The organism is Psychrobacter sp. 1U2, from assembly GCF_051847575.1.
The window spans coordinates 1-588 of record NZ_JBPYDC010001504.1; the positions used below are offsets into that span (position 1 = coordinate 1).

The 588-nt window shown below is 40.8% G+C and carries 1 protein-coding gene; it reads right to left on the reverse strand.

The annotated features are described in order from the left end of the window. Window positions 1–588, reverse strand: a 588-nt coding sequence (gene nhaA, locus ACS8FD_RS22865) for a Na+/H+ antiporter NhaA (RefSeq protein ID WP_439277543.1), incomplete at both ends; no start/stop codon positions are given.

Genomic DNA, 588 nt, shown 5'->3' on the forward strand with positions numbered 1-588 from the left:
AGTAAATAGGGCGTGAGACTAGTGATATTTCGGCGATTAAGTAAATATAAAAATGGCAGACACAAGCCTGCGACGGCTAGTGAGCTTAACGATAACTCGCTCGTATAAAATAAAGCAATGATTAAAATAGCACCGATATCATCAAAGATAGCAATAGATACTAAAAATACTTTTAAGGAGTTAGGTACGCGGTTACCAAGCAGACTTAAGATACCAAGAGCAAAGGCAATATCGGTTGCAGCTGGAATAGCCCAGCCTTTCCAAAACTCAGGTTCATTGTAATTAAAAAGTAGATACACAATAGCTGGCACAATCATGCCGCCTATTGCGGCTCCAGCTGGTAGGATAATCTGTTTAACATTGGACAACTCGCCAATAAGCACTTCGCGTTTGAGCTCAAGCCCAACTAAAAAAAAGAAAACTGCCATCAAACCATCATTTATCCAATGATGAGCATCTTTGGCAATTCCAAAATCGCCTATTTGAATGGCAACAGGTGCGTGAATAAAAGATTCGTACCAAACATTGAGAGGACTATTGGCGACGATCATGGCTGCGATAGCCGCCAAAGCTAATACAATACCACCT